General features: G+C 54.2%; 20 protein-coding genes. 8 read left to right on the top strand and 12 right to left on the bottom strand.

From position 1 onward, the window contains the following. Positions 1–10 precede the first annotated feature (10 nt). The 3 genes from ACR0AJ_RS02255 to ACR0AJ_RS02265 all read left to right on the top strand — a co-directional run bounded on the left by ACR0AJ_RS02255 (position 11) and on the right by ACR0AJ_RS02265 (position 3,181). On the top strand, positions 11–301 hold the full coding sequence (locus tag ACR0AJ_RS02255) for an SCP2 sterol-binding domain-containing protein (RefSeq protein WP_058280950.1): 291 nt from the start codon (positions 11–13) through the stop codon (positions 299–301). Next, positions 301–1,278 (top strand): alpha/beta fold hydrolase, encoded by a 978-nt coding sequence (locus tag ACR0AJ_RS02260; RefSeq protein WP_480739982.1) that lies wholly within the window; start codon positions 301–303, stop codon positions 1,276–1,278. Before ACR0AJ_RS02255 ends, ACR0AJ_RS02260 begins: the two co-directional genes overlap by 1 nt. Positions 1,279–1,360: 82 nt before the next feature. After that, positions 1,361–3,181 carry a M3 family oligoendopeptidase gene (locus tag ACR0AJ_RS02265; RefSeq protein ID WP_480739983.1) on the top strand — a complete coding sequence of 607 codons (1,821 nt, stop codon included), beginning with the start codon at positions 1,361–1,363 and terminating at the stop codon, positions 3,179–3,181. On the opposite strand, the gene ACR0AJ_RS02270 is transcribed toward ACR0AJ_RS02265, so the two are convergent. Genes ACR0AJ_RS02270 through ACR0AJ_RS02280 form a run of 3 tightly spaced genes read right to left on the bottom strand, consistent with a single transcriptional unit; the run spans position 3,182 to position 5,372 of the window. Further along, the gene (locus ACR0AJ_RS02270; RefSeq protein WP_170348375.1) at positions 3,182–4,057 is read right to left on the bottom strand and encodes a DMT family transporter; all 876 of its coding nucleotides are present in this window, start codon (positions 4,055–4,057) and stop codon (positions 3,182–3,184) included. A gap of 13 nt (positions 4,058–4,070) precedes the next feature. Beyond that, complete coding sequence (locus ACR0AJ_RS02275; RefSeq protein WP_170348374.1) at positions 4,071–4,340, bottom strand: DksA/TraR family C4-type zinc finger protein; 270 nt, start codon at positions 4,338–4,340, stop codon at positions 4,071–4,073. A gap of 57 nt (positions 4,341–4,397) precedes the next feature. Continuing rightward, the gene (locus tag ACR0AJ_RS02280; RefSeq protein ID WP_480739985.1) at positions 4,398–5,372 is read right to left on the bottom strand and encodes a Gfo/Idh/MocA family protein; all 975 of its coding nucleotides are present in this window, start codon (positions 5,370–5,372) and stop codon (positions 4,398–4,400) included. 152 nt (positions 5,373–5,524) lie between these two features. Between ACR0AJ_RS02280 and ACR0AJ_RS02285 the strand changes: the two genes are divergently transcribed. Further along, positions 5,525–6,703: a dipeptidase gene (locus ACR0AJ_RS02285; RefSeq protein ID WP_480739986.1), complete on the top strand. Its 1,179-nt coding sequence runs from the start codon at positions 5,525–5,527 to the stop codon at positions 6,701–6,703. 207 nt (positions 6,704–6,910) lie between these two features. Continuing rightward, the gene (locus tag ACR0AJ_RS02290) at positions 6,911–7,990 is read left to right on the top strand and encodes a fasciclin domain-containing protein (protein WP_170348371.1); all 1,080 of its coding nucleotides are present in this window, start codon (positions 6,911–6,913) and stop codon (positions 7,988–7,990) included. Positions 7,991–8,038: 48 nt separating this feature from the next. On the opposite strand, the gene rpoH is transcribed toward ACR0AJ_RS02290, so the two are convergent. Next, positions 8,039–8,935, bottom strand: coding sequence for an RNA polymerase sigma factor RpoH (rpoH, locus tag ACR0AJ_RS02295; RefSeq protein WP_170348370.1), 897 nt, complete (start codon positions 8,933–8,935; stop codon positions 8,039–8,041). A gap of 146 nt (positions 8,936–9,081) precedes the next feature. Continuing rightward, positions 9,082–10,116, bottom strand: a complete 1,035-nt coding sequence (locus tag ACR0AJ_RS02300; protein WP_170348369.1) for an RluA family pseudouridine synthase — start codon at positions 10,114–10,116, stop codon at positions 9,082–9,084. Between ACR0AJ_RS02300 and ACR0AJ_RS02305 the strand changes: the two genes are divergently transcribed. Continuing rightward, complete coding sequence (locus ACR0AJ_RS02305) at positions 10,115–10,420, top strand: DUF6476 family protein (protein ID WP_170348368.1); 306 nt, start codon at positions 10,115–10,117, stop codon at positions 10,418–10,420. The genes ACR0AJ_RS02300 and ACR0AJ_RS02305 overlap by 2 nt on opposite strands. A 3-nt stretch (positions 10,421–10,423) precedes the next feature. Here the strand turns inward: ACR0AJ_RS02305 and ACR0AJ_RS02310 are convergent, their stop codons facing one another. From ACR0AJ_RS02310 to ACR0AJ_RS02335, 6 genes are all read right to left on the bottom strand, one after another. Continuing rightward, positions 10,424–11,407 carry a hypothetical protein gene (locus ACR0AJ_RS02310; RefSeq protein ID WP_170348367.1) on the bottom strand — a complete coding sequence of 328 codons (984 nt, stop codon included), beginning with the start codon at positions 11,405–11,407 and terminating at the stop codon, positions 10,424–10,426. A 31-nt stretch (positions 11,408–11,438) separates the two neighbouring features. After that, positions 11,439–12,437 carry a glycosyltransferase family 2 protein gene (locus ACR0AJ_RS02315; RefSeq protein WP_170348366.1) on the bottom strand — a complete coding sequence of 333 codons (999 nt, stop codon included), beginning with the start codon at positions 12,435–12,437 and terminating at the stop codon, positions 11,439–11,441. Between the two features lie 110 nt (positions 12,438–12,547). Continuing rightward, positions 12,548–14,545 carry a hypothetical protein gene (locus ACR0AJ_RS02320; RefSeq protein WP_480646345.1) on the bottom strand — a complete coding sequence of 666 codons (1,998 nt, stop codon included), beginning with the start codon at positions 14,543–14,545 and terminating at the stop codon, positions 12,548–12,550. Further along, positions 14,542–15,483 (bottom strand): hypothetical protein, encoded by a 942-nt coding sequence (locus ACR0AJ_RS02325; protein ID WP_170348364.1) that lies wholly within the window; start codon positions 15,481–15,483, stop codon positions 14,542–14,544. The genes ACR0AJ_RS02320 and ACR0AJ_RS02325 overlap by 4 nt, the downstream gene beginning before the upstream one ends. Before the next feature lie 5 nt (positions 15,484–15,488). Next, positions 15,489–16,472, bottom strand: coding sequence for a glycosyltransferase family 2 protein (locus ACR0AJ_RS02330; RefSeq protein WP_170348363.1), 984 nt, complete (start codon positions 16,470–16,472; stop codon positions 15,489–15,491). An 891-nt stretch (positions 16,473–17,363) separates the two neighbouring features. Further along, on the bottom strand, positions 17,364–18,305 hold the full coding sequence (locus tag ACR0AJ_RS02335) for a response regulator (RefSeq protein WP_480739989.1): 942 nt from the start codon (positions 18,303–18,305) through the stop codon (positions 17,364–17,366). Positions 18,306–18,863: 558 nt separating this feature from the next. Between ACR0AJ_RS02335 and ACR0AJ_RS02340 the strand changes: the two genes are divergently transcribed. Then, positions 18,864–19,604 (top strand): acyl-homoserine-lactone synthase, encoded by a 741-nt coding sequence (locus ACR0AJ_RS02340; RefSeq protein WP_480646341.1) that lies wholly within the window; start codon positions 18,864–18,866, stop codon positions 19,602–19,604. A gap of 403 nt (positions 19,605–20,007) precedes the next feature. Continuing rightward, entirely contained in the window at positions 20,008–21,144 is a 1,137-nt protein-coding gene (locus tag ACR0AJ_RS02345) for a response regulator (protein WP_480739991.1), read from the top strand. A 63-nt stretch (positions 21,145–21,207) separates the two neighbouring features. On the opposite strand, the gene ACR0AJ_RS02350 is transcribed toward ACR0AJ_RS02345, so the two are convergent. Next, positions 21,208–22,458 carry a cytochrome P450 gene (locus ACR0AJ_RS02350; protein ID WP_480739993.1) on the bottom strand — a complete coding sequence of 417 codons (1,251 nt, stop codon included), beginning with the start codon at positions 22,456–22,458 and terminating at the stop codon, positions 21,208–21,210. Between the last annotated feature and the right edge of the window lie 68 nt (positions 22,459–22,526).

A 22,526-nucleotide genomic window follows, 5' to 3' on the forward strand; every position in this document is an offset into this window, starting at 1 on the left:
GAGGAAGACCATGAGCGACATTCTTGAAAAAGCCGCAGCCGCGCTGAACGAAAAGCTGTCCGGCGGCGATTTCGACGCATCGGCCAAATTTGCCATCGCCGATCTGGGCGCTATCGTACTGGACGCGGACGGCGCACGTGTCAGCGATGACGACGCAGATGTCACCCTGAGCGCAGATGCGGATACGTTCGAACAAATCCTCAGCGGCGACCTGAACCCCACCGGTGCGTTCATGTCAGGCAAGCTGAGCGTGGATGGAGACATGGGTATTGCCATGAAACTCGCCTCGGTGCTGGCCTGATGAAGTTCTCGCCGGCCCCTTTCTTTGAAGACGTGGCCGGCGGACCTGCCGGTGGTGCGGCCCATTGGGTGACGACTGCGGACGATACGCGTATCCGTGTGGGTCACTGGTACCCCGAAGGTGCAACAAACGGCACGGTGATGATGTTCCCCGGCCGGACGGAATACATCGAAAAATACGGCAACACGGCGGTTGAATTTTTCGACCGAGGGTTTGCCTTTCTAGCCGTTGACTGGCGCGGTCAGGGGTTGGCAGACCGTTTGCTGGACGATCCCCGGGTCGGCCATGTCGATCAGTTCACCGACTATCAACAAGACGTGCATGCCGCCTTGGAACTTGCCGCCCAACTTGATTTGCCCAAACCCTGGTACGTGATCGGCCATTCAATGGGCGGCGCAATTGGTCTGCGCGCGGTGCTGGAGCGAGACGTTTTTGCAGCCTGCGCCTTTACCGGCCCGATGTGGGGGATCTTTTTCACTCCGATCATGAAACCGCTCAGCCGGTTGACGGCCTATTGGGGGCCACGAATTGGGCTGGGTGAGAAAACGCCTCCGACCACGTCGCTGGAAAGTTACGTCGCCTCACAACCCTTTGAAGGCAACATGCTGACGCGCGATGCAGCGATGTATCAAATGATGAAAGACCAGCTTGAGGCGCACCCGGAACTGGCCCTTGGCGCGCCTTCCACTATTTGGCTGCGCGAGGCGCTGGACGAATGCGCCTGGCTGATGGAACAAACCGCGCCCTCCACACCTGCCCTGACCTTCCTTGGCAGTCACGAGCAAATCGTTGACCGCAAAGCGATCCGGGCGCGGATGGCCAACTGGCCCAGCGGCACACTGGTTGAAATTCCCGATGGCGAACATGAGGTACTGATGGAGGCGCCTGACGTGCGCGGGCCCGTCTTTGATCAACTGACGGGACATTTTTTGGCCGCCCACTCGGACACACCGACCTCGGCTGCTCTTTCCAGCTAAACAAAACCTCACGCAAAGGCGGCTTGTGATCCGGGCCGCCCGCGCCTAGATGTTTGCCAAAGCAGATATTCCGAGGTGATCCATGCGCGACCTTCCCTTTCCCGTCCGTGACGCAAACGCAGCCGGAGGCGCCGGCGATCTTGGCAACCTGCCGGAATGGGATCTGACCGACCTCTACAGCTCGGAAGAAGCGCCAGAACTGGACCGCGATCTGGATTGGCTTGAGGGCGAATGCGCGGCCTTTGCCGCCGACTACGAAGGCAAGCTGGCTGATCTGGATGCCGAAAGCCTGCTGAACTGCGTGCAGCGCAACGAAAAGATCAACGCCATCGCGGGCCGCATCATGTCCTTTGCCGGTCTACGCTATTACCAACTGACCACAGATGCTGAGCGCGCCAAATTCCTGTCGGATATGCAGGAGAAAATCACCATTTACACCACGCCGCTGGTGTTCTTCACGCTTGAGATCAACCGCATCGACGATGACGCGCTGAAAACAAGTTTTGATGCAAACGCCGATCTGGCCCGTTACGAGCCCGTGTTCCGCCGCATTCGCGCGATGAAGCCCTATCAGCTGTCTGATGAGCTAGAAAAATTCCTGCACGATCTGGGCGTTGTAGGTGACGCTTGGGAACGTCTGTTCGACGAAACCATCGCCGGACTGACCTTCACCGTTGATGGTGAAGAACTGAACATCGAAGGCACCCTGAACCTGTTGACTGAACAGGACCGCTCCAAGCGTGAGGCGGCGGCACGCGAACTGGCGGCTGTGTTTCAGGACAACGTCAAAACCTTCGCCCGCGTACACAACACGCAGGCCAAGGAAAAGGAAATCGTCGACCGTTGGCGCAATATGCCCACGGCACAAACCGGTCGCCACCTTTCAAACGATGTCGAACCCGAGGTGGTCGAGGCCCTGCGCGAGGCTGTTGTGGCTGCATACCCCAAGCTCAGCCACCGCTACTACGAACTGAAGCGTAAGTGGCTTGGTCTGGACATCATGCAGGTCTGGGATCGCAATGCGCCGCTTCCGATGGAAGACACCCGCATCGTGGGCTGGGACGAAGCCGAGAAAACCGTGATGGACGCCTACAACGCGTTCGACCCGCGCATGGGCGAAATCGCAGCACCGTTCTTTTCGAAAGGCTGGATCGACGCGGCTGTAAAACCGGGCAAGGCACCGGGCGCATTTGCGCATCCAACCGTCACCGAGGTGCACCCCTATGTCATGCTCAACTATCTGGGCAAGCCGCGCGACGTGATGACCCTTGCGCATGAACTGGGCCATGGCGTGCATCAGGTTCTGGCCGCAGATCAGGGTGAGATGCTGTCATCCACCCCGCTGACCCTGGCCGAAACCGCCAGCGTATTCGGCGAGATGCTGACTTTCCGCAAAATGCTGGATCAGGCCGAAACGCCCGAGCAGCGCAAGGTGCTGTTGGCCGGTAAGGTAGAGGATATGATCAACACGGTTGTCCGTCAGATCGCCTTTTATGATTTTGAATGCAAACTGCACGCGGCACGGCGTGAAGGCGAACTAACCCCGGATGACATCAACGCCCTGTGGATGAGTGTTCAGGCTGAAAGCCTTGGCCCCGCATTCGAATTCATGGACGGGTACGAAACCTTCTGGGCCTATATCCCGCATTTCGTCCACTCACCCTTCTATGTCTACGCCTATGCGTTTGGGGATGGGTTGGTGAACGCGCTCTATTCCGTTTACGAAAGCGGGTCCGAAGAGTTCGAAGACAAGTATTTCGAAATGCTGCGCGCTGGTGGGTCCAAACACCACAAAGAACTGCTTGCCCCGTTCGGACTGGACGCCAGCGATCCGAAATTCTGGGACAAGGGCTTGTCGATGATTTCGGGCTTCATCGACGAATTGGAAGCGATGGATAGCTGATCACTTCTGACTTTTGGTCGTCAGGAACACGGCGGCTACGATCAACACCGCCCCAAGGGCTGCAATCGGCGTGATTGCGGCCCCGAGAAACAGCGCCGAGTTGATGAACGTGAACACGACCGAGGCGGCGAACATCAAGGTCGCTGTCAGCGTCGACACCCGCGCGGCGGCCTCGTACCACAAGTAATAGGCCAGCGCGGTCGGAAGCACCCCCAGCAGGAGCAGGAAGACCACGTCATTGGCCGTCGGAACTTGCAACGAAAACACGGCCAGCGGCAGCAACAAAACGCCAGAGCATAGGAATATCCCGAAGAGGAAATTCAGACGCTCTGCGGTTGATTCCGAATTGCGCATCGCGCGGCTGCTTGAGATCAGAAATACCGCCCAGCTGAGGCCCGCACCGATTTCAAGCAGATCGCCGAACAAGGGGTCTCCGCCCCCTTGGAAATCCTGATAAACTGTTAGAAAAACGCCCAGAATTGCCAACGCTGTGGCCAGAACATCGGTGCGTGTGACGGGGGTGTCGGCAAAGAAGTACAAAAACACCAGCACGAAGAATGGCGCCGTATTTTCAAGCACCATCGCATTGGCCGCACCGGTATATTCCAAGCCGATATGGAACAGGATGTAGTTGACGACCGTCGACAGAACCGCCAGCCGAAAGTTCCAGTCGCTCAGACGGATCGACACGGCAACCCGCATCACGCGCAGCATGCAATAGATGGCCATTGCGGCAATGAACAGGCGCGTCACCGCAATTTGCAGCCCGCCCAGATCGCTGGTCAGATAGCGCACGATGACGCTGTGTGTGCCCCAAAGGAAGGCGGCCAGAAACCCAAGCACCAGACCATTTTGAAAAAGCTTGGTGTCGGGCATCCCTCGGATCCGCTTACTTCAACTGACTGTCTTTAGAGCCACGCCGATTGATCCCAGAACGCGCTTTGAAAGCCCCATCCCGTTCCTGCTGGCAATCCAGACACAATTTGACGCCCGGCAAGGCCAAACGCCGTTTCTCGGGGATCGGTTCCTCGCATTCGGCGCAATGGGTCAGGCTTTCGCCCACTGGCTGCTTTTGCGCTTGCATCCGGGCAAGCTCATCCGAAATGGATGCTTCGATCTGTTCACTCACTGCGCCGTCACGCGCCCAACCGCCTGCCATGGCGTCCTCCTGATCAGGTGCACGCCAGATTAGCCGAGCCGGACGCGACGTGGCAAGTCAGAGGGAAACCGCCCCTTCCAGCACGCGATCAATCATCTCCTGCGTCCCGCGTGAGAATTCAAGCGGACATGGGTATTTGACACCTTCGCGCACGGATCGGCAAAACGCCTCGACCTGCAGCTTGTAATGGTCATCCCCGGGAAAGCGCGTGACCTGAACCTCAAGCCCCGGACGGTGCAATTCCACGCGCGCCTCACCAAAGACGCGTGCGTTGAACGGAGCAGTCAGGCGAATAACCCCACCTTCGCCGTGAAACACCATCTCTTGATGCGGATGCATGCGGATCGAGACATAGGTGGAATAGGTAAAATCCGGAAATTGTGCGCGAATTTCCGTGAAAGTGTCGATCCCTTCCTGCCATCGGATGGCAGACTCCACCCGCACCGGTTCCTGCCCTGTCGCAAACCGCGCGCCGCCGATCACATAAACACCTATGTCGCGCAGCCCGCCACCGCCGGTCTCGGCACGATTGCGGATGTTTCCGGTATCCGCGCGATTGTCGAAACTGAAGGCACCGGTCACATGCACCAATTTGCCGATGGCCCCATCGGAAATCAACTTTCGCACCAATTGCCACTGCGGATGATGGACGATCATGAAAGCCTCGGCCGCCAGCAGCCCGGTCATATCCCGTTTTTGGATCAGAGTGTCGAACTCGGCCCCGGTCATGGCCATCGGCTTTTCGCACAGGACATGCTTGCCCGCATCCAATGCTTTGAGACTCCATTCCACATGCAGGTGGTTGGGCAAGGGAATATAAACAGCCTCAATCTGAGGGTCCGCAAGCAACGTGTCATAACTGTCATAAACCACCAAGTCAGAACAAAAGGCCCGAAACGGTTCAGCCTTGGCAGCGTCTGACGTAGCCAGCCCGGCCAGACGCGCGCCGTGGGCCGCATGAATCGCCGGTGCCATGAATTGCCGCGCGAACTTGGCAGCACCCAGAACGCCCCATTGAACTGGTATATGCATAATTTCCTCCGACATGCGTAATCAGGGGCGGTCCAATCGTTATCGCTAACAGCCCCATTTCCTGACCTTCTAGCAACCATCCGACGTTAAGTCAGGCTTTTATCTGCATGGAACCTTCGTAGTCTGCCCCCAATGGTTGAAAGGGAGTGAGAATGAAACGGGTCTTCAAGTGGATTGGCGGTCTGCTGTTGCTTGCAGTTGTGGTCGGTGCCGTCGTGTTTTTCGGATTTCTTCCGTCTTACATTGAAGCTGATCGGAACAACGTGATCGCCCATGCCCCCTATGCGGTGTCCGACGATGCCGCCGCATTGCACGAAACCCTGATCGTCGGCGACTTACACGCGGACCCCCTGTTGTGGAGCCGTGATCTGACCGAACGCGGTACACGTGGGCAGGTAGATATCCCACGACTGATCGAGGGGAACGTCGCGCTACAGGTCTTTACTGCCGTCACCAAATCCCCTGCCGGTCAGAACTATGACGCGAACTCGGCTGAGTCTTTTGATAACATTACCCTTTTGGCCATCGGACAGTTGTGGCCATTGCGCACGTGGGACAGCCTGAAGGAACGCGCCGTCTATCAGGCGGAAAAGCTACATCAGTTCGAAGCGGCCTCGGACGGGCAGCTGAAAGTCGTCAAGACAAGGGCTGACCTGGACGCCGTGCTGGCTGCCCGTGCGGCAGGCCAACCCGTTGTCGGAGGCATCCTGGGCATTGAAGGCGCGCATGCGCTAGAGGGCGATCTGAACAATCTGGACGCTCTGTTCGACGCCGGCCACCGAGTGTTTGGACTGCACCACTTTTTTGACAACGAACTGGGCGGATCATTGCATGGGGTGGGCAACGCTGGCCTGACAGAGTTCGGCCGTCAGCTTGTGGCAGACCTGACGCTACGGCCCGTAGTGATCGATTTGGCCCATTCCAGCCCTCAGGTCGCGCGTGACGTGATCGATATGACTGATGTTCCCCTGATCGTCAGCCACAGCGGCTTGCACGGATTCTGCCCGGTCAAACGCAATTATCCCGACGATCTGATGCAACAGATTGCCGCCACCGGCGGTGTAATCGGCATGGGCTATTGGGCGGACGTAACCTGCGGGGACATCACCCCGACCGGCATCGCCAAGATGATAAAGGCAGCCATCCAGACCGTTGGCGAAGACCATGTCTCGTTGGGGTCAGACTATGATGGCTCAGTAGAAACCGCATTTGACACATCGGAATTGGCGGCCCTGACCTCGGCATTGTTGGATCAGGGATTGACCGAAGCTCAGGTTCGGAAAGTGATGGGTGAGAATATGGTGAGAGTTTTCCAGCAACAATTGAACTAGTTGCACCTTGTGATTCAAATTGTTGAAATTTAAATGAGATTCGGCGCCGCCAAACCGGATCTTATCCAGGCTCTCAATTGATAAATCCGAATTTCGTGATCCGTTTTCCAACTCACTCCGTAACAACTTTACCGCCGGGGAGAGATACCTGACCTATCAGTATTACTCCCGACCAAAGGCGCGCAACCGGGTGGGAGATAAACCGATATGCCAGCTAATACAGAACTACCTTCGATTACCGGAAAAGTCCTGGAACTAAGCGGGGACCCGGGAACCTTCGACCATAACGCTCATGATTTCGACATCCTTCGCGAGGCTGTTCTTGCAGCAGGTCTGGACGGAGCGTTGGCCGACCCCAACGCCGATCTGACCGTTTTTGCGCCGAAAGATGCGGCATTCATCGGATTGGCTCAGGCTTTGGGCTTTGAAGGCTCGGACGAAGCCGGAGCGCTGAATTACATCGTGAAAGCCCTGACCCTCTTAGGCGGTGGCGATCCGATACCTCTGCTGACCGAAATCCTAACCTATCACGTCGTCGATGAGTCATTCACGAAACAAGAGGTCGTCAGTTTGGGTGACGGTGCGGCCATCGAAACGCTGCAGGGTGGTGAAGTGGAACTGAACCTTTCCAGCATGCCACCCAGCTTGGGCGATGCGGACCCGGGAATCGACGATCCAGGTCTTGTCGGTTTCGACGTTCCCGCCTCGAACGGGATCATCCACGTTTTGGATGGGGTACTACTGCCAGTTTCCGTGACCGGTATCCTGGGCCAGAAGAATACAGATTTCATTCTGGGAGATGACTCGGACGAATTCCACTTCACCGGTCGTGGCAAGGATTTTGTGCATGGTGGTGGCGGAAATGACGTCATCGGCGCCGGTCGCGGTAAGGATATTGTTCTAGGTGGTGATGGCAATGACACCATTTTCGGCGGTCGTGGCATGGACATTCTGCGCGGCGATGATGGGAACGACAAAATCTTTGGCGGTCGCGGCAAAGACCTGATCGATGGCGGCGCTGACGATGACTTTTTGGTCGGCGGCCGTGGGCGTGACACCTTTTTCTTCGAAGAAGGCGACGGAGAAGATACCATCCTCGACTTCGAGATCGGCAAGGACAAGATCGACCTCAGCGGCTACGACGGTATCGACAGCTTCGAGGATATCGAAGACCACATCGAAAGCGGGTTCTTCCGCACCACAATCGAGTTGGGAGATGGCGACAGCATCGATCTACTTGGTGTTGGAAACGGTCAACTGTCGGAAAGCGATTTTATCTTTGCTTAAACAAAAAAGCCCGCCATCTACGGCGGGCTTTCTTTGCTTGGGTCCGTCTCAGACGTTGCCCAGCATCCCTTTTTCACGCGCCAATTCGCGCATTTTCTTTTGGAGCTTCTCAAACGCACGAACCTCGATCTGACGAATACGCTCGCGGCTGACATTGTACTGCGTACTCAGGTCCTCCAGCGTGACGGGCTGATCCATCAAGCGGCGCTGAGTCAGGATGTCCTTTTCCCGATCATTCAGGACTTCCAGAGCAGCCGCCAGAAGCTCGCGCCGGGCGTCCAGCTCGTCGCGGGCTTCGTAATCGCCAGCCTGATCGGCATCCTCATCCTCAAGCCAATCCTGCCACTGCATGGTGCCTTCGCCTTCGGAACCAACAGTCGCGTTCAACGAAGCGTCACCACCGGACATACGGCGGTTCATGCTGATGACTTCTTCTTCGGTCACGCCCAGATCATTTGCGATCTGCTTGACGTTCTCGGGACGCAGGTCGCCTTCTTCCAGCGCACCAATGCGTGCCTTGGCTTTGCGCAGGTTGAAGAACAGCTTTTTCTGCGCGCTGGTCGTGCCCAGTTTCACCATGGACCACGACCGCAGGACGTACTCTTGGATCGAGGCGCGAATCCACCACATGGCATAAGTCGCCAACCGGAAACCTTTTTCCGGATCGAACTTTTTGACAGCCTGCATCAGGCCCACGTTGGCCTCGGAAATCACCTCGGCCTGCGGCAAACCATAACCGCGATAGCCCATGGCAATCTTGGCCGCCAAGCGCAGATGCGATGTGACCATTTTATGAGCCGCTTCAGTATCTTGCTCTTCGACCCAACGCTTCGCCAGCATGTACTCTTCTTCCGGCTCCAGCAGCGGAAACTTGCGAATTTCCTGCATATAGCGGTTCAGGCCGCCTTCTGGCGTCGGCGCGGGGAGATTTGCGTAATTTGCCATGATTCATGTCCCTCCGACAAATGTTTAACTCGTTAACATGGGATATGGGAGGTCGTCCCAATCCGTTCAAGAGGTACCGTTAACAGTTTGGAATTAACGATAGATAAAGGAAACCAAAGAAAGTCTTAATCACGTAACTTTGCGCATTATGTCAGCGGTGCGCGAAGCTGTTCAATCAGTTTCTGCATATCTTCGGGCAATTCGGCCTCAAACCGCAGGTTTTCACCAGTTACCGGGTGTTCAAAACCCAACACAGCGGCGTGGAGTGCCTGCCGCGGAAAGGCTCTCACGGCCTCGGCTGTGGTCGCGCTGAACGCCTTGGCGGCCAGTTTTCGCTTGCCGCCGTAAACCGGATCGCCCACCAAACCGTGCCCGGCATGGGCCATGTGCACGCGGATCTGGTGCGTGCGCCCGGTCTCCAACCAGCATTCGATCAAAGCCAACCCTGCTGGTGATCCAAAAACCTCAACCAGACGTGCCCGCGTCACCGCATGACGCCCGCCATGAAACAGCACCGCCTGCCTTTGCCGGTCGGTCTTGTGCCGTGCCAGTTGCGTGGTCAGGCGCATGATGTTTCCGGGCTCGAAGCTGACGCCTTTGACACCGCGCAAACGAGGGTCATTCGCATCCGGCACGCCGTAGCAAATCGCGCGATAGTAGCGCTCGACCGTGTGCGCCTCGAACTGTGCAGCCAGACCGTGATGGGCCGCATCGGATTTCGCCACCACCAGCAGGCCGCTGGTTTCCTTGTCGATGCGATGTACGATTCCGGGACGCTTGAACCCGCCTACCCCGGACAGGTCGTCACCGCAGTGATGCAGCAACGCATTGACCAATGTACCGCTCGGAGACCCCGGCGCAGGATGCACAACCATGCCCGCCGGTTTGTTGATAACGATCAGGTCTGCGTCCTCAAAGACAATCTCCAACGGGATATCTTCGGGACCAATATGGCTGTCCTCTGCCTCATTCACGGTAATCGCCACGGATGCGCCCTCGGCCACTTTGGCTTTTGGGTCGCGCGCCTCGATGCCGTCGATCAGAACAGCGCCCTGATCAATCAGCCGGGCCAACCGCGTGCGCGAGAGGTTTTCATCGGCTGGCACATCTCGCGAAAGCGCCTTATCAAGACGAGGCGGCGGATCGGCCGCAATCTGAAATTCAATCTGGCGGGTGCCCATGACTGTCCCTTCCGAACCCCAAGAACCGCAGGAAACACCGCAGCTTCGCCTGCTGCGGAGAATGGTCATGTTGTTGACCGCGGTGATGATTGGCGGGGTTCTAGTGACATTCGCGCTGATTGTCATCCGACTATCGGACAGAACCCCCACCCTGCCCGATCAGATCGAGCTTCCAGACGGCGCCAAAGCACAGGCAGTGACAATCGGCAGCAACTGGTATGCGGTGGTGACCGATGACAACCGTATTTTGATCTTTGACAAAACAACCGGTCGCCAGCGTCAGGAAATCACCATCGAACGATAGGGTTCAATCCTCTAGCGCCATGCGAAAGACGATCTCGGACGCGCGGCGCAGGGCGTCGTATTCCTCGGGCGTGTCGCGTCGGAATTTCTGGTCTTCTTCGTTTAGTTCAACCGGCTCAAACAGCCTTGGCCGGTCGGGAAAGAACTCTTGCTGGAATGTGACGTCTAGCTTGGTCAAATACTCATCCAGCCAGGCCCGCTCGTCCGGCTCCAGCACATCATAGCGCCGGATCATGACCGGATCACTGACCACGCGCCGACGCAGCTGGCGACTTTCCTTGCGCCCCATGGAACGTGAGACAATGCCAAAAGCTTCGCTGGCCACACGCGACTGAGATTGGTTAGCGGGCCGTTTAGCCGCCGTGCCTTCCGGCAAAGGCACGCCTATGCGCAACATGAAATCATCCACGATATGGCCTTGGACCATCTGCGCGCGATCATACATCATCGGGACAATCGTAACGCCCGGAAAAGCCTGCCGGATTTGGTCCAGTTTCGCCGAAAAGGTGAAGGTCCCAGGGTCATTCTTGATTTTCGCCAGCCTGTCCCGGACATATTCCGACGCGCTGGTGCCCATACGGCCATTCTTAGCGCGCTGCTTGTAGTCGGCTTCAAAGAAATCCGAGTAGCGGCGGCAATAGTAGGTGATCCTTAAGTCGCGAGAGGGGATTTCCGCGAATACCTGTGCCAACTTGTTCAAATCACAGGAATAGAACATCTCTGAAGACACTAGGCAGGTCTGATCGCTGTGCGCCTCATACTCGGTTGCCATCAACGCGCGGAACGGGTCCATCGACTCATTGGTCTGATTGATGCGAAAGGCGATGATGTTGTGGCTGATCGCCAGACGTCCGCTTCCTTCCAACCGACGACGGCCCGCCTCAAGATAATGCAAGCCGACATCAGCCAGTGGGGCCTTGTTCTGACGCACATATGCCTGCAACGCAGTCGTGCCGGTCTTGGGCATACCTATATGCAGCCAAAGCATCACAGGCCTCCTGTTTCAAAGAGAATTCCGCTCATTCCCTGTGACTGGCCGCAAAATCCGCCGTCATCTGCTGCATGAGGTCCTGCATCTCTGGTTGCGCCCGCAGGTCCATGATCTTCTGCCTGTGCAGATCGCAGGACAAATGATGCAGCCGGGCCGTTTCAGTATCTGACAGCAACTCGTAAAAATGTTCGCGCTTGCGATCCAGGATGACATCGATCGAGCCATCTTCCTCGGCGTTTTGGTTCATCATGTTCCAATAGTCCATGCCAAGGCTTTCCCCCAGATGGTGGGCCCGCCCGCGCATTTTCTTGACCAGGTAGCTTTCACAGGACTTCAGCGCATAGTGATTGATCTGCACCAGATCATACCCAATGGAATCCCGTGCCGAGCGCCAACTGGCACTAAAATACCGGTCCGGCATCAATTGCCCCGATCCGTTGTACCAGTGACAATCTTCCATGGTCTCAACTGTCGGGCGTTTGGGTCGATGAACCCCCAGCGCACTCCAAAGTTCGCGCTGAAACATCGTTTTGAAACCCCAGGCTTGCGGTGGACGGTATTTCTGCTCTTGCGCCGCTCGTCGAAACTGGTCCGACAGGAATCGATCCTCATATCGAACGACACCAGCATTTCCGAACAGGCGCCATGTCATCGAAATCATCTTGGCGTCCGGGATGGCATCGGTCAGAGCGCGCAACGTGTTGTCACCGGTTTTGACGTTGATGTGTTCATCAGCGTCAATCACAACCACCCAGTCTTGCGGCCGCGCCACCTCCATCGCCAAGAATTTTTTGTAGGCGCGCTTTTGGGGGCTGGTCTGACGGCGCGAGTTGTTGTCGACATGAGTGAGGATGCCCCTTTCATCCAACCGGTTCAGCAAAGCATCCGTACCATCCGTGCAGTCGTTGGTCATCACCACTATTTGGTCGACGCCAATTGCCCGGTTATGGGCCACCCATTCCAGCACAAAGGGGCCTTCGTTTTTCATTGGGGTTACGCTGATAAATCGGGGGTCCTGATCGGTCATGACTGACTGCCTGTTCATTTATTGTTGCCCCGACACTCTCGGAGGTAGCATTTGGAAATTTTGGGTAAATTACGTTCTATTGCGCTCGCAACCAAGTGAAATCCAGCCATCTACCCGCCTGCCCGTTTCAATTGATTGGTAAAGCGTTTGTAGGTCGGGCACAGATCTCTGGCTTTTTGCAGATACGCCCGGGCTCTTTCCTTTTCACCGCGTTGCAACAGAATTCGGCCGGCCTCACCCTGAACGGAAGCGGTGTCGTGATCAATTTCAGCCGCCTGAATAATCTGGTTCCGCCCCTGCTCTTCCGCGCCGTTTCGCTCTAGAAACCGGCCCATCGCAAAAATCAGAAACGGGTTTCCTGGATCACAGGCCAAAGCCTCTGCCATCGTCAAACGAGCTGAGGCGCGATCACCTTCGGCTTCGTAAAGTTCAGCCAAACGCTTGTGGTAGAGAGGATTATCAGGAACGTTCGCGGTAATATTTCGCATTATATCAACCGCCTGCGCCGCATGGAGTTCTCCCAAATGCATATTCAACACCGTTGCGAAACTCTGCACTCGGGGATCACAGTCCGGGATATCAGTCATACGCACCAGCCCGTCATGCAACTGCTTTAAGCGGTGCTGGCTGTCAAACAACCTGCGCGCTTTTTGATCCAGCGCCAAATCCGACCAGTCCAATAGAAGGAAATCGAAATTGCACGGCAAACGCACCAGTACGTTGCGTTGCGCGACGTGGGAATTGAAGTTGAACCAGGGTCTGCGGATCACCTTTTGCAAAGACCAGTCCGTCGGTGGAAACAGCCGAAGGGCAATCTGATCCCGGTACACAACCCGCGACCCGAAAACCAGAACGTCCGGCCTAATCGGTTTGGCCCAAAAGGCTTGGCTGAAGGCCTGACCGGCCTGCCAGCGCTTTCGCATTTCTCCCAGTGCAGCGGACTTTAGCGCGCTTAGTACGGCGTAGTCTTCGGGCCAGACATTTTGATTCTCCAAAGCAAAATCGGCCATTTCCTTGGCCTCTGCCCATCTGCCCAGATAAAACAGGTTGAGCGCCTGCAGCAGTGGCAGAAATGCATTGTCCGCACCTGCATCCAATATCTTCGCGGCAAGCTCGAGGGACTCTTGCGTTCGGTCTTCTGCATTCAGTCGGTTCAAGTGGAAGAGAGCTTTGGCATAGATATGCGCAGCCTCGGATGCGCTCAGAAACTCATCAGACTGCTGATGGAGCCTGATCAATGCTGCTTCGTTGGCAGCCTCGATCTCAGCCTCGCTAAGCACATCGCGAAACACCACGCGTTGTTGCCCAGAGATTCTTGCAGCGGCCATCGAAAAGGCCGAAATAACAGGCGCAATCACCTGATCGGCCCGCGACATCGCATAAAGCTCGAGAAAGTCGCGCTGCGCGCGGGTCATGCCCGAGACATCCGCGATGTCCGACATTTGCAGCAGTTGCGGAAACCGCTTTTGAAACCGGGTGATCAATTCAGCCTGATCCGAAAACATGATGGCCGTTTGCCCGTCGGCTTTCTCCAGATGTGCCTCGTAAAGCTCTTCGAGTTCGATCTTGGCGGGCCAGGTTGTGTGTTTCCACGGCGAACCGTTCAGAATGTCGCCCCGCCGGATGTGATAAGCCGTCACCCCCTGTCCCGACAGCTTTTCATCCGCCCGGTCCATGATGGCGCGGATTTCGTCCTTAAAGCCGATCTGATGGATGAAATCCCGATACCGAGGGCGGATCGCTTCGATATCCTCCCAGGGAAAGGCCAGCACTTCGAACCCTTCCTCAACCACAACCGACCGGCCCGAATTGAGATGCGCGATCAGGCGGTCAGGGGTTTTGTCCCCCTGAAAGGTCCAGATTGGCAAAGCCTTGTCGCTGAGTTTTTCAAACGCCTTTGCACTGAGGAATTGTGCATCCATCCAATCCTGAGCAAACAGTTCCTGCGGATGATCCAGCTCGGGTGCATCCGATCCTTTCGGAAACCAATTGACCTTGTAAGTGGTGTCAAAATCCTCGGCCAGACGAATGCAGGTCAGCATCATCAGCAGGCGCGCGCCCATGCGGTCTTTGCGCTGGCCGATGAACACTCCTTTCGCAGGCGTCATTGGGACTTCTCTGCCTCAACCAATGCGGCGCGACGCAGTATGCGGAATTTATGGCGCGCCTGACCCACCAACTTTGGATGACGTTCGCCTGCCTGCGCCTCAATCGCGCGCATCACCATCGGCAACCGGCGCCGTGCGCGCATCATCTGATAGAAATCACCTGCCTCAAGCGATCCGTCCATAGCCTTCTGCATGACGGGCTTGAGGATACCCAGCTTGCGCAACATAGGGGCTGCAAAATGGTTCGAAAACCATGTCTTAAGCAGCATGACATTTTCACCCTTCAGCCGAGTGACCTGCTGCCGGTCAAGGTCGAAAAACGGGTCATAGAAGACATAGGCCTTACCCGCCTGCTTCACCGTCTGCGCGGCGTCACCATATGGCAGATCCCAATCCTGCACCCGCCCGAAACGATACCGCGTTTCCCACGGGACCAATCGTTCATCCAGTGACGTCTGAGGGTTAAATGCGATCACATTTGCGCCCGGGACCAATTCAGAAAAGGTCAGCGCCCCGAAGCCGCCCATCGAGGCCCCGGCAAAGACGACCTGGTCGAACTGATCGAAAAACCCTTCGGCTGCGCGGTTCTGGAAATACGTGATGATCTCTGGATCTCGATACCAGGCCTTGGTGCGCGCGAATATCCCCATATGCGACCAGCCCTCATCACGAAAGAACTTCCAACCCCAGGGTTCACGCGCAAAGGACAGGTCGTTCGCATTGGCGATATTGTCAAAACTGACAACCAGTTGCGAGGCAGAGCGTTGATGAAACAGCACCGAATGGCGTTCCAGCTTTTGCAGGAAACCGGCCCCATCTCCACCAGGATAGAGTTCGACAAACCACGGCGGTGCAGGGTCGGTCAGAATACGTTCATACCCCGTCTTGCGGTCGGGGTGATCGGGTTTCAACTGCTCTTTCGAAAGGTCGTCTGCCATGATCTTCAGATAAGATTATCCGCCAGCCAAACCCGAAAATCCACCCAGTCAGGCCGCATTTTTATCTCGGCGACCTTGGCACGGTGCCAGTCACAGGCATTTGCGTGCAGCGCGTCCAACGTTTCGTCCGCCTTCAGTTCTGCCAACAATGGCGCCGCGCGTCGTGCGATGGGCTGAATGGATTGGTCAGCTTCTTTGTTGGCATTCATGTCCTGCCAGTAGGATTGCCCCTGATCCACTTTGATATGGTTAGTCCTCCCCCGGTCTCGCTTGATCAGAAATCCGTCCAGCGATCGAACCGAGTAATGGTGCAGGCGCCCAAGTGAATGATCGAACCCACGCCAAGCGCGCCAGCCCACCTTTTCGGCCGGAAACAGCTTGCCCCCGGCGTCAGACCAGGCAATCTCACTTTCCTTGCCTTCTTCCATGCCCTTTGGGCGATGCGGGCCAAACCGGGTGAATTTGCCATTGTTGCGAAACAGGGTTTTAAGTCCAAACGCCCGGCCCGAATGGTATGGATACTCCTGATCTCCCATCGCGAAGGTTTCGGTTACGGGCCTGTCTTCAAAACTGATATTGCCGGAACTGCCAAACAGTTTCCAAGCGAATGAAATCGCATCCACCTGCTGCCCTGCACGGTTTTCGACCTCGGTGATCAACGCGTCAAAGCTGTTGTCGCCGTGGCGGATGTTCCAGAACTCATCCACATCCAGACATAACAGCCAATCCGCTTCCTTGACCTTGGGCTGACGCCGCGCCCGACGCAGCATCTGATGCTGTGGATTGCCCCCCTCTTTCACCTCGTTCGAGACATGGGTGGCCAACCCCAACTCCTGCAGTCGGCGGGCAATATCGTCGGTGCCATCGTCGCAATCGTTGGTGAAGATCACAAAGTGATCGACCCCCAATGTTTTATGAAACGCGACCCATTCCAGCATATAGGGGCCTTCGTTCTTCATAGTGGTGAATACGGTAATGGCCTGAGACATTAATACTTCCCGACTTGCGTTGACCTTCGTCATACACAACCCAGAAGGCGCGGGCGAGACAGGAATTGGAGTAATCAGCAATCCGGCACAAACTGGTGCAACTCTACCCCGATCCAAAGGGCTGATCGCCATGAATTAAGAAGAGAATGGTGCGGTCGAGATGCATTGAAGACTTGAACACGCATACTTCTGACCGTTTCTGTTTGCTTCAAAAAGTCGTCTAGATTACTGAAAAATATAAAAATGTGGCTTCATTTCGCTTCAGAGTGGTTCACTGTGTCTCACACTAAAAGGTGGACCATAGGGTGGACCAAATTCCAGCACTCAACAAGCTGTCATCATTGCAAGTGAAGAACACTCAAACCGGCTAGTGCTTGGATCGCGAGAACCTCTGGCTGCCAAAAACGACGGTGATGCTGGCAAGTAGTGCTTCGGGTTCATGTCCACAGGTTTCGCAGAGGGATGGGGTTGGGTGCTCTGTCAGCCATAGCTCTAAAGATTCACGCCAAGAAGTAGAGAAATGGCGACCCTTAGCCCGTAAAGGCAAAGACCCCATCAAAGAACAAGAACGGATACGCCGGGAAGCTGCTTAGACCGATCACGCTTTGACCGTGGTCGCGAAAGAAACCTTCAGGAAATTAGAGAGAGGCGAATACGCCAGATCTCGCATCAGATCAAATTTCGAGAAGAAGCTTACGGGTTCTTTCTCCGAGTTGTTGCCGCCGGGTAGGCACTGAGAACGGACAAAGTAGACCAAAAGCACAAAGGTTGAACGTCTGATGAATGAGCGCGCGGATCGATTTAAACCAGCAAAATGAAAAACTCAGGGCGTTCTAATGTATTTTTTACACCAACAGCCTAGTCTCAATCACCATCCATATATGCAGTTTTTCAACCGATATTCGCCGCTCGACCTTCCGACATTTCAGCCATTTCGACGGCCTTGTCTATCAAGAACAACGCCTCCATCTTGGTTTTGGCTTTAAGCATAACTTCTTCGCTAACTTGGAAGCCAATTGGCCGACCTGAAGTGTTGTCACCGGAAATTTCTTTCAATGCCTCCGGAAGCGGAGCTCCCAACTGGTCCACGCTCAAATTAACTTGATTGTCGTAGATCACCAAGAACACGCCATTTCCCCAATAGGTCGCCACTTTACGCCCTTCCTGACTAGCTGACAGAACCGCTGTACCAGCTAAAGTCATGGCACTACGGAATTCACTGACCGTGCTCGTCTCATAGATTTGTTCGGCGCCTATACATTTCACCGCCACAAGCTTTGCAGCCATGGAGTGCATCGTTGAAAGCTGAATTACGTAGTTCTCAAATTCAGCTAACCCAATGAAACCGGGCAAATCTCCGAAACATTGCGGATCACTTAAGCGAACGTCCGGACTATTGCCAAAACACAACTCAAAATCCGCTTCAGCTTCCAGCACTTCGATTGCGGCTCTGCGTTCCGCTGCCATTCTATAGGCGTCAGACAACCTCTGCTTCAGATCAGAGAACTCAAAAGGCTTTGTAACGTAGTCCGTCGCCCCAACTCCGAATGCTTCGTCGATGTACTCTTTTTGCACCATGGCGGTCACCATGATAATAGGCGTGTAAGTGTAATCTGGTAATTTTCGCACTTCTTCGCAAAGAGTTATGCCGTTCATTTGCGGCATCTGCACATCCAGTAGCAAGCAGTCGAACGCTTCGTTAGGTCGTGACAGTATTTCAATGGCCTCTCGCCCACTTCTGGCGGTGACGACGTCTTTATAACCGAACGCGTCTAGAACTCTATCTAGCAACTCCAGGATGCTAGGATCGTCGTCTACAGCAAGAATACGCATAACTTTTCACCAACCTTTTACACCTCACCAAACGTTGGGCATTGCAGACTTCAGGCAACGGTTGGCTCGCGCATGATACACTCAGGGTTTTCTCATCCTCTCTTACGAAGACGGCAAAACGGTGACACAAGGTGGGCTTCCTTATGTCTGTGCATTTTTTTTAACTTGCGCAATTCTTCCCGTGCGAGAGCGCATACTGAAAAGCAAATCCCTCCAATTCTTGATGCCATTTTAACTTTGCTCCTATCAGCCGTCACGACTGCCTCGAAATACTATCGGATAGCGAAACCGCGCCTGATCCGGGCGAGAATTTGAAAGGAATACATAAGAGAAGCTGTATTTTTTCAAAATGTTGCCAGACATGGGGAAAAAAGTGGAACCTGCGGGAGAAAATAGAAGCCAAGAACTTTCTAAAGTTTTGGGTCAATTAGCGAAGGTAGCCAAAGGAAGGGAGGAGATTTAGACACACCTATCCATCTATTCGGGCAACTACCGCATAGGGTTGTGGACTTGCTGAGTTGAATCTTGCCATAAGTGTGTCAGAAATATGAGTAAAATATGGACCGACCACTCAGGTATAAGCAGACATACCCGGTCCCGGAGGAGCTTCCGGAACTGACACCTGCTAACGGCACTTCAGGCGCACCAAATACTTTGGCGCGACTAGAAATATTTGCTGCCAATAGCAGTCCGCCAATGCCACGTGGCAACATTGGCCATATTCGCGCGACTACACTTAATTTTCGCAATATTTCCGAGCATGGCACCCTTCTGACAAAATACCTTGAAACCAGAAAATCAATTTTCATTGACCAGTTAAAGTGGCAAGTTGGCGAAGCTGACGGGATGGAATTTGACCAATACGACACGCCAGCCTGTCGATGGGTTGTGTTGCATGAATTCGGTGAGGTCTTAGGAGGTGTGCGACTTCTGCCCACGACTGCAGAGTGCGGGGTATACAGTTATATGCTGCGCGACGCGCAAAGAGGTATCCTTAAAGGAATACCAACTGACGTTCTATTTATTGACGCCCCGGTAAAGCGCTCTGTTTGGGAAGCATCCCGTTTCTTCGTGGCAAAGGATGTTGCATCGTCGCGCAGGCTTTCGGTTCAACAGGAGTTGTTTCACCAGATGACTACTGTCGCGATGGAAGGTGGTGCGACCAGCATCCTGGGCATCGTCCCTTCAGTCTGGGCACGGTGGTCACGGCGACTGGGCATCAATGCCTCGCCTGTCGGCGCAAAGTTTTCCATCGATGGCACCATCAGTCAGTCGGTTTTATTCAACATCCACAAGTAAATGGAACACCTCATCCACTAGATTGTCTTATTTACTCTTGGACGCCCGACGCATATTTCATTGCAACTAAGGTTGATTTTAAGACTATTGGGAGAACTCGGCTGTATTGCATTTTCGTGGGGTTTCCAGAGACGATGCTTAGACTTCCAACCGTTGTTCAATTCCGTAGTTTTGCGATCGTAGACTGCCCTTTAGCGCCAACAGATTGCCGAAAAAATAACGTTAAGAGAAAGCGACGCTAGTTCACAACAATGACTGGCAATTCGTTATTGAGGCCGTTGGCGCCAAATAAAGGTCAAGAAAAAGCCCCTTTCTAAGAAGACTTTCTCCATTTTTGCCGCTGTTTCGGCCCACTCTCCTCATAAGTTTATCCCGTTATGAGGATATCAACGGTTCACCAGTTATGAGACATTCCACATTTGGCAGTGATCGGTTCCAAAGAAATTTAGAGCATCGAGCGCAAAGAAAGACCGCACTTACTGTACTGGCGGTTGATGATGATCCTGACATTTTGAAATTGCTCCAGTCAGCACTTCCTGAACTCGAAAACTGCAATGTGGCTGCTGCCAGTTCAGCTGATGAAGCGCTTGGGATGATAGAAGCAGCAGAATCCCCGTTCGACTGTCTGCTTGTTGACATTCAGATGCCTGGAACCTCAGGGATAGAATTGCTTTCGCAAATCCGAAACCTGCCGGAAAATCTGGAAACACCTGTCATAATGCTGACTGCACTGGATGACAGGCACAACATCGAGAAGGCATTTTTAGAAGGCGCGTTTGATTATGTAACTAAACCCTTCGACTTCTTTGAATTGCGCAGCCGTATGAACGCTGCTCACCTTCTGATGATGGAAAGAAGGAAAACCCAATCCTCATCGGCGTCGATAGAAAACCTTCGCAGTGAATTGGATTTCAACCAGAAATTCAATTTCAAGGATCCTTTGTCTATCGACGAGCAGGAACAATGCTTGGGGTATGTCGAATTCGATAACTATGTCGAGCAGCTTTCACGGAGGCGTCGATTTGACACCTGGGTCACCGCAATCAAATTTCGTGACGCCGAGTATCACTTTGATCTGAAGAATTTTGGTGATTTTCGGCGATCTGTTTCCGACATTGGATTCTGCATTGAAAGAACAACACAGGCTGCTGGAGGAATTTATTCCTATCGCGGGAGTGGCGCATTTCTCGTTGTTACACATGGGCGGGAACGCACCCAGAATATTCCGACCGAAGCTTTCCTAAACCAAGAACTAGGGACTATTCTCAGCAACCGCTGCGCATCTGTCCATCTTAAAGTGGTGAAAGGTACACCGGTATCGCTTCGTTCTTTTACGAAGGTTGGAGCATTCGCCTCTTTGGACATGGCTATCAAAAAAGTGAATCATCGTGAGGCCAATCTCAGAAAGGGCCTGGTTACAACCTCTTCCACATTTTCAGAGCCCACACCGCATCGCAAAGAAATGGTCAACGATAGATTGTTTGATGTAGTCTTGCGTGAGCTGTACGGCGATAACACTTACCTCACTCGCCGGCAGTAAGCTAATTCTATCGCCAGGCCTGACGTCGATCAAAGGTCAGGCACTGGAGTTTAGATATCAACTTTATTCGCGAACCCGTTCGGCATTGAGGATGAGTGGGCCACTGGTACGCATGGTGAATGTCAAAACTGGTTCCGGTAATTCAGACTCTGTAATCGAAAAATTTATTCGACGGAGCACCGAAGCCATAAGTACCATGATTTCAGTTTCAGCGTACTGAGCACCAATGCAGATTCTGGGACCATCTCCAAATGGAATGTACTGACCTCGAGGTAGTGTAGATCCCAAGAACCGTTCCGGTCGATAGTGGTCAGGAGCATCCCAAAGTTTTTCGTTTCTGTGCAAAGAGTAAACTGGGAAGAACAGCGCGTCACCATTTGCAATCTTTACCCCTTTGATTTCAAGGTCGGCAGTTGCGTCTCTAGCAAAGAACGAGGCTGAAGGGTAAAGCCGCAGCGTCTCTTTTACATGGGCGCGCAGGAGTGGCATTGCCTCCAGGTCAGAAAACTCCATTGGACCTATGGGGCGAACCGACCGAATTTCTTGTCTAACCTTAGCTTGCATATCTTGGTGCAACGCCAGCAGATAATACCCCCAGGCCAGAGCGTTGGCGGAAGTTTCATGACCAGCGACGACAAAGGTTAAAAGGTTGTCAACGGTTGTCGCTTCATCCTCGAAATCTGTTTTCAACGCCTCAATCATGAAATCGAGGAAATCCTGTGGCTCGCTGCGGCATTCGGAGCGACGCTGATCAATAACCTGTCTGGCAAGGTTCCGCATATTAGTCACCGGGGCCAGGCTGCGTAGCCAATTCTTGCGCGGCACCCACTTTGGCAAACCCATTAAATCGAAAAGAGACAAATCAGAAATGTACTCAAAATACTTGATCAGCCCCACGCGTATTTGCTCTGAACTGACTTTCTTGTTACCCGAAAAAATCACCCTGGAAATATTCGTCAACGTTGATGCAGGCGCAATTTGTGCAACATCTACGGGGCCTTCGTGTTCCGCCAGTGAATCTGCAATCTCGACACCAGTCTCTGCAAAATGCCGAGCCAGAACCGGGAGGTTCCTGGCGGCGAATAGTGGAGAATACCTACGCCGCTGCTGACGCCATTTTTCCCCTTCAGAGAGTATCAACCCGTTGCCTACAGCCGATCCAATAATGTCTTTAGTGAACTTGGCTTTGGGAAACGAACGGCCCTGCCCGACAAGTAACTCGGTTATTATTTCAGGATCGCAGATATAGTGTATGTTTAAAGGCCCACGAACATAAGTTTCACGCAGAGTTTCGGCCGGGATGACTTCAAACATGTTTCGACCCGCGGACCTTGCAAACTGAAGCAGTGTCACCGGCTTTTTTGCAAGCCTAGCCGAAACAG

The sequence above is a fragment of the Ruegeria sp. CJ9 genome (assembly GCF_056536625.1).

Coding starts and splice junctions, on each gene's coding strand:
- ACR0AJ_RS02255 (WP_058280950.1), top strand. CDS start 11: ATGAGCGACATTCTTGAAAAAGCCGCAGCCGCGCTGAACGAAAAGCTG.
- ACR0AJ_RS02260 (WP_480739982.1), top strand. CDS start 301: ATGAAGTTCTCGCCGGCCCCTTTCTTTGAAGACGTGGCCGGCGGACCT.
- ACR0AJ_RS02265 (WP_480739983.1), top strand. CDS start 1,361: ATGCGCGACCTTCCCTTTCCCGTCCGTGACGCAAACGCAGCCGGAGGC.
- ACR0AJ_RS02270 (WP_170348375.1), bottom strand. CDS start 4,057: ATGCCCGACACCAAGCTTTTTCAAAATGGTCTGGTGCTTGGGTTTCTG.
- ACR0AJ_RS02275 (WP_170348374.1), bottom strand. CDS start 4,340: ATGGCAGGCGGTTGGGCGCGTGACGGCGCAGTGAGTGAACAGATCGAA.
- ACR0AJ_RS02280 (WP_480739985.1), bottom strand. CDS start 5,372: ATGCATATACCAGTTCAATGGGGCGTTCTGGGTGCTGCCAAGTTCGCG.
- ACR0AJ_RS02285 (WP_480739986.1), top strand. CDS start 5,525: ATGAAACGGGTCTTCAAGTGGATTGGCGGTCTGCTGTTGCTTGCAGTT.
- ACR0AJ_RS02290 (WP_170348371.1), top strand. CDS start 6,911: ATGCCAGCTAATACAGAACTACCTTCGATTACCGGAAAAGTCCTGGAA.
- rpoH (WP_170348370.1), bottom strand. CDS start 8,935: ATGGCAAATTACGCAAATCTCCCCGCGCCGACGCCAGAAGGCGGCCTG.
- ACR0AJ_RS02305 (WP_170348368.1), top strand. CDS start 10,115: ATGACTGTCCCTTCCGAACCCCAAGAACCGCAGGAAACACCGCAGCTT.
- ACR0AJ_RS02300 (WP_170348369.1), bottom strand. CDS start 10,116: ATGGGCACCCGCCAGATTGAATTTCAGATTGCGGCCGATCCGCCGCCT.
- ACR0AJ_RS02310 (WP_170348367.1), bottom strand. CDS start 11,407: ATGCTTTGGCTGCATATAGGTATGCCCAAGACCGGCACGACTGCGTTG.
- ACR0AJ_RS02315 (WP_170348366.1), bottom strand. CDS start 12,437: ATGACCGATCAGGACCCCCGATTTATCAGCGTAACCCCAATGAAAAAC.
- ACR0AJ_RS02320 (WP_480646345.1), bottom strand. CDS start 14,545: ATGACGCCTGCGAAAGGAGTGTTCATCGGCCAGCGCAAAGACCGCATG.
- ACR0AJ_RS02325 (WP_170348364.1), bottom strand. CDS start 15,483: ATGGCAGACGACCTTTCGAAAGAGCAGTTGAAACCCGATCACCCCGAC.
- ACR0AJ_RS02330 (WP_170348363.1), bottom strand. CDS start 16,472: ATGTCTCAGGCCATTACCGTATTCACCACTATGAAGAACGAAGGCCCC.
- ACR0AJ_RS02335 (WP_480739989.1), bottom strand. CDS start 18,305: ATGCGTATTCTTGCTGTAGACGACGATCCTAGCATCCTGGAGTTGCTA.
- ACR0AJ_RS02340 (WP_480646341.1), top strand. CDS start 18,864: ATGGACCGACCACTCAGGTATAAGCAGACATACCCGGTCCCGGAGGAG.
- ACR0AJ_RS02345 (WP_480739991.1), top strand. CDS start 20,008: ATGAGACATTCCACATTTGGCAGTGATCGGTTCCAAAGAAATTTAGAG.
- ACR0AJ_RS02350 (WP_480739993.1), bottom strand. CDS start 22,458: ATGTTTGAAGTCATCCCGGCCGAAACTCTGCGTGAAACTTATGTTCGT.